Here is a 6,239-nt window from a genome sequence, read left to right on the forward strand (position 1 = left end):
ATGCCACCTCTGCTTGCCCGATTTCGACAGTCCGTACCGGATCAGCTTCCTGCCACAGGAATCGCATTTCGAGATGTTCACTCACCGAATCTGCCAGTACCAAACTTTTGACGCCCACTCTCCCGCACCATAAAGCCGAAAAAGTCGATGTTTCACCAACACATTTTGTCCACCCTCAAAGTTGGCCCCCAACAACTTTGAACCAGACTTTCTCGCACTACAAAGCCGAAAGGTCGGGCTCAGACCAACTCTTTTTGTCCTTTAACCCAAAAAATGGTGGTGGGGGTGTCAACCCCGAAGGATCAACACCCCCACCACCATAAGGAAACGGTTGGCAGCGCCCTACTCTCCCACAACCCACCAGTTGCAGTACCATCAGCGCAGAAAGGCTTAACTTCCAGGTTCGGAAAGGATACTGGGTGTAACCCCCTCGCTAAAACCACCAACACAACCAAAACAAGCAACACCCCAAAAAAAGGGATAACCACTCACCAGTCAGTGAAACAATATATCCACTTAACAACCCAACCCACAAACCCATTAAGGATTCGAGGCCGTGTTGGTCGTGAACCGCACAGTGGACGCAAACACCATCAAACAAACACCAACCAAAGCTGATGCAACAAGTTATTGTTAGTAATCGGTCAATTAGTACTAGTAAGCTGGTCACCTTACAATGTCTACACTCCTAGCCTATCAACCCGGTAATCTACCGGGAACCTCCCCCCAAAAAACAGGGACGGAAACCTAATCTCGAAGCTAGTTTCCCGCTTAGATGCTTTCAGCGGTTACCCATCCCGAACGTAGCAAACCAGCCATACCCCTGGCAGGATAACTGGCACACCAGAGGTTCGTCCGTCCCGGTCCTCTCGTACTAGGGACAGCCCTTCTCAAGTTTCCAACGCGCGCAGAGGATAGGGACCGAACTGTCTCACGACGTTCTAAACCCAGCTCGCGTACCGCTTTAATGGGCGAACAGCCCAACCCTTGGGACCTGCTCCAGCCCCAGGATGCGACGAGCCGACATCGAGGTGCCAAACCATGCCGTCGATATGGACTCTTGGGCAGGATCAGCCTGTTATCCCCGGGGTACCTTTTATCCGTTGAGCGACGACCCACCCACACGGGATCGCCGGATCACTAGTTCCTACTTTCGTACCTGCTCGACCTGTCAGTCTCGCAGTCAAGCCCCCTTGTGCACTTACACTCAACACCTGGTTACCGACCAGGATGAGGGAACCTTTGAGCGCCTCCGTTACAATTTAGGAGGCAACCGCCCCAGTTAAACTACCCACCAGGCACTGTCCCTAACCCGGATCACGGGCCAAGGTTCAGGCACACGCTATAACCAGAGTGGTATTTCAACAACGACTCCACAATCACTAGCGTGACCACTTCACAGTCTCCCACCTATCCTACACAAGCTATAACGCGCACCAATACCAAGCTATAGTAAAGGTCCCGGGGTCTTTCCGTCCTTCTGCGCGTAACGAGCATCTTTACTCGTAATGCAATTTCGCCGAGTTCATGGTTGAGACAGTAGAGAAGTCGTTACGCCATTCGTGCAGGTCGGAACTTACCCGACAAGGAATTTCGCTACCTTAGGATGGTTATAGTTACCACCGCCGTTTACTGGGGCTTAAATTCACCGCTTCACCAACAAAAGTCAGCTGACGGTTCCTCTTAACCTTCCAGCACCGGGCAGGCGTCAGTACGTATACATCGCCTTACGGCTTCGCACGCACCTGTGTTTTTAGTAAACAGTCGCTTCTCCCTGGTCTCTGCGACCCTCAACCCTAGAAAGCCACAAACGGTTTCATCAAGTATCAGGCCCCCCTTCTCCCGAAGTTACGGGGGCATTTTGCCGAGTTCCTTAACCATGATTATCTCGTGCGCCTAGGCATACTCTGCCCGACCACCTGTGTCGGTTTAGGGTACGGGCGGCCAGCCACCTCGCGTCGAAGCTTTTCTCGGCACCACAGGATCACCCCTACTTCCCACCCAAAAAAGTGGTCATCATCCCGCCTCACATAAAACCACCCGGATTTACCTAAGCAGTAAGCTACACGGTTAAACGAGGTATTCCATCACCTCGCGAAGGCTTCCACTGTGCGTCACTCCACACGCTTGCCTACCAAGAAAGCCTGTCCCCAAACCAAAACCACAACCAAACACCCAAAAGCATTCAATCATGTTCCTGGCGTGGGTTAGTACCTTTCAGTCAACACTTGACGGTTACTAGCCGGTACCGGAATATCAACCGGTTACCCATCGACTACGCCTGTCGGCCTCGCCTTAGGACCCGACTCACCCAGGGCGGACTAGCCTAGCCCTGGAACCCTTGGTCATTCGGCGCTAGGGTTTCTCACCCTAGTATCGCTACTCATGCCTGCATTCTCACTTGCGTACCGTCCACGACACAATCACTCGGCCGCTTCACCCAGTACACAACGCTCCCCTACCACCCCCAACCCCTGGCCAAAAAAACTTGACAGGGTATATGTTGAGGATCCGCGGCTTCGGCGGTGTGCTTGAGCCCCGCTACATTGTCGGCGCACGATCACTTGACCAGTGAGCTATTACGCACTCTTTCAAGGATGGCTGCTTCTAAGCCAACCTCCTGGTTGTCAACGCGACCGCACATCCTTTCCCACTTAGCACACGCTTAGGGGCCTTAGCCGGCGATCTGGGCTGTTTCCCTCTCGACAACGGAGCTTATCCCCCACTGTCTCACTGCCACGCTATACCCGGACGGTATTCGGAGTTTGGTTGACGTCAGTAACCCTGTAAGGCCCATCAGCCATCCAGTAGCTCTACCCCCGCCCGGAACCACGCAACGCTGCACCTAAATGCATTTCGGGGAGAACCAGCTATCACGGAGTTTGATTGGCCTTTCACCCCTACCCACAGCTCATCCCCTCCATTTTCAACTGAAGTGGGTTCGGTCCTCCACACGCTCTTACACGTGCTTCAACCTGGCCATGGGTAGATCACCCCGCTTCGGGTCTAGAACGTGCCACTGCTCGCCCTTTCAGACTCGCTTTCGCTACGGATCCCCCACACGGGTTAACCTCGCGACACGCCACTAACTCGCAGGCTCATTCTTCAATAGGCACGCCATCACCCCTTAAGGCTTTGACGGCTTGTAAGCGCCCGGTTTCAGGTACTATTTCACTCCCCTCCCGGGGTACTTTTCACCATTCCCTCACGGTACTTATCCGCTATCGGTTACCAGGAAGTATTTAGGCAGCTAAGTGGTCTTAGCAAATTCACACAAGATTCCACGAGCCCCGTGCTACTTGGGGAAAACATGTCCAACGCAGTGCCTGATGTTTCGCCTACCGGAGTATCACCGTCTACGCTTAGCCTTCCCAGACTATTCAACTACACCAAACATTTATAACTACGCACACCCCCGCCAGAGAATGTAACAAACACGCCCCACAACCCCGCATCAGCAACAACTGGCGTCTATCACACTAACACGGTTTCACCTAATCCGCTTTCGCTCGCCACTACTCACGGAATATCTTTTCCTGCGGGTACTAAGATGTTTCACTTCCCCGCGTACACCCCCTTGCGCCCTATACATTCAGGCGCAGGTAACAAGACATTACTCTTGCTAGGTTCCCCTATTCGGAAACCCTCGGATCAAAGCCTGTCAGACAGCTCCCCGAGGCTTATCGCAGTCCACCACGTCCTTCATCGGCCCCTGATACCAAGGCATCCACCGAACGCTCTTAAAAACTAACAACAAAAACAACACCAACCAACCAACAAAAAAGAACAACAAATCCTTTAAATCAATTAGTCAGTATTGCTTGCAAAGATCAAAGATGCTCGCGTCCACTATACAGTTCACAACCAACACACCCACACCAAACAAACAACCACAAACAATGACTACTCGTATTGGTGGGGTCAGGTCCGGAGCGCTGCTCCAGAACCCCGACAGCATGCCAAGCCCTTAAAACCCCTGTCCCCTCCTTTGCCAAAAAGAACAAGGCCAAAATCTTTAAACGAATTCCCTAACGGTCCTCTTGCCGTTCCAAAACAAAAGCTCCTTAGAAAGGAGGTGATCCAGCCGCACCTTCCGGTACGGCTACCTTGTTACGACTTCGTCCCAATCGCTAGCCCCACCTTTAACCGCTCCCCGTAGAGCCACGGGCTTGGGGTGTTGCCAACTTTCGTGACGTGACGGGCGGTGTGTACAAGGCCCGAGAACGTATTCACCGCAGCGTTGCTGATCTGCGATTACTAGCGACTCCACCTTCATGGTGTCGAGTTGCAGACACCAATCCGAACTGAGACCAGCTTTAAGGGATTAGCTCCACCTCACAGTATCGCAACCCTCTGTACCAGCCATTGTAGCATGCGTGAAGCCCAAGACATAAGGGGCATGATGATTTGACGTCATCCCCACCTTCCTCCGAGTTGACCCCGGCAGTCTCCCGCGAGTCCCCACCACAACGTGCTGGCAACACGGGACAAGGGTTGCGCTCGTTGCGGGACTTAACCCAACATCTCACGACACGAGCTGACGACAACCATGCACCACCTGTGAAAACCACCCAAAAGGGTAAACCCTATCTCTAGAGCCACGGTTAACATGTCAAGCCTTGGTAAGGTTCTTCGCGTTGCATCGAATTAATCCGCATGCTCCGCCGCTTGTGCGGGCCCCCGTCAATTCCTTTGAGTTTTAGCCTTGCGGCCGTACTCCCCAGGCGGGGCACTTAATGCGTTAGCTACGGCGCAAAACCCCCGGAAAGGAGCCTCACACCTAGTGCCCAACGTTTACAGCGTGGACTACCAGGGTATCTAATCCTGTTCGCTCCCCACGCTTTCGCTCCTCAGCGTCAGTAACGGCCCAGTAACCTGCCTTCGCCATCGGTGTTCTTCCTGATATCTGCGCATTCCACCGCTACACCAGGAGTTCCAGTTACCCCTACCGCACTCTAGCCGGCCCGTACCCACCGCAAGCCCCCGGTTGAGCCGGAAGTTTTCACGACAGACGCGACCAGCCGCCTACGAGCTCTTTACGCCCAATAATTCCGGACAACGCTTGCGCCCTACGTATTACCGCGGCTGCTGGCACGTAGTTAGCCGGCGCTTCTTATCCAGGTACCCTCAACACCACCAAAAGCAGTGCCTTGTTCCCTGACGAAAGAGGTTTACAACCCGAAGGCCTTCATCCCTCACGCGGCGTCGCTGCATCAGGCTTGCGCCCATTGTGCAATATTCCCCACTGCTGCCTCCCGTAGGAGTCTGGGCCGTATCTCAGTCCCAGTGTGACCGTCCACCCTCTCAGGCCGGCTACCCGTCAAAGCCTTGGTAGGCCATCACCCCACCAACAAGCTGATAGGCCGCGAGCCCATCCCTTACCAGAAAAACAACCTTTCCAAACCAACCCATGCAGGAAGGCCAGAATATCCCGTATTAGCTACCCTTTCGAGCAGTTATCCAGGAAAGTAAGGGGCAGGTTACTCACGTGTTACTCACCCGTTCGCCACTAATCAACCAAGCAAGCTTGGTATTTTCGTTCGACTTGCATGTGTTAAGCACGCCGCCAGCGTTCGTCCTGAGCCAGGATCAAACTCTCCAAAAAAACTGAAGAACCAGAAAACAACTAGCTCAAAAAAAATAATAGTTGACAAAGAAATCAACAAGAAAAACCCCCCAACAAACACCATGCCTGTTGGAGAAGAATTCAAGACATAAAAAACTTGACACACTATCGAGTTCTCAAACAACGCACTCACAAGAAAAACCCACAAACCAAACCAGCTTGCAAGCTTTCCTCAAAGCACCAGAGAAGCTTACCTTGAAAGTTTTTACTTTGCAAGTCCCGGATCAGTGATCCGCGCCTCTCTCACACCGTTCCAGGAGGAAGAATTTCAACCGCCTCAACCGGTGCCTGAAAACTATAAACCACCGCGCCCCACCCGCGTCAAATTAATTCTAGATGCACTAGCTCACAGTAAATGCGGGTGGGGTCCCGCTATTTCAGCAACTACCCAAGCGCTTACTTATTAGTGCTGGTGGGAGTCTCTACGGTGTAGGAAACGCTAGTGTCCAGCACGCCATTAACGGTTAGGTTCTTACCGCATACCAGCTGGGTTTCGCCTACCTTAATAGTGACTTCCTGCTGGTCACAGCCAGTGAGCTTAAAGGTGACCTGCTCATCCTTAATGGACTTAACGGTCATGACACCCTCACCGATTGAGGCAGACTGCTGATTG

The 6,239-nt window shown here is 52.9% G+C and carries 1 protein-coding gene and 3 rRNA genes; all 4 read right to left on the reverse strand.

From position 1 onward, the window contains the following. Positions 1–329: 329 nt before the first annotated feature. Positions 330–447: ribosomal RNA gene (rrf, locus tag HMPREF0045_RS09410) — 5S ribosomal RNA — on the reverse strand. A 181-nt stretch (positions 448–628) separates the two neighbouring features. Further along, positions 629–3,754: ribosomal RNA gene (locus HMPREF0045_RS09415) — 23S ribosomal RNA — on the reverse strand. A 314-nt stretch (positions 3,755–4,068) separates the two neighbouring features. Beyond that, positions 4,069–5,605: ribosomal RNA gene (locus HMPREF0045_RS09420) — 16S ribosomal RNA — on the reverse strand. Together the 16S, 23S and 5S rRNA genes form the textbook arrangement of a ribosomal RNA operon. A 417-nt stretch (positions 5,606–6,022) precedes the next feature. Then, on the reverse strand, positions 6,023–6,239 hold a 217-nt coding region (locus HMPREF0045_RS10825), incomplete at its 5' end, for a hypothetical protein (protein ID WP_005987828.1).

The sequence above is a fragment of the Actinomyces graevenitzii C83 genome (genome assembly GCF_000239695.1).
Lineage (GTDB): Bacteria > Actinomycetota > Actinomycetes > Actinomycetales > Actinomycetaceae > Actinomyces > Actinomyces graevenitzii.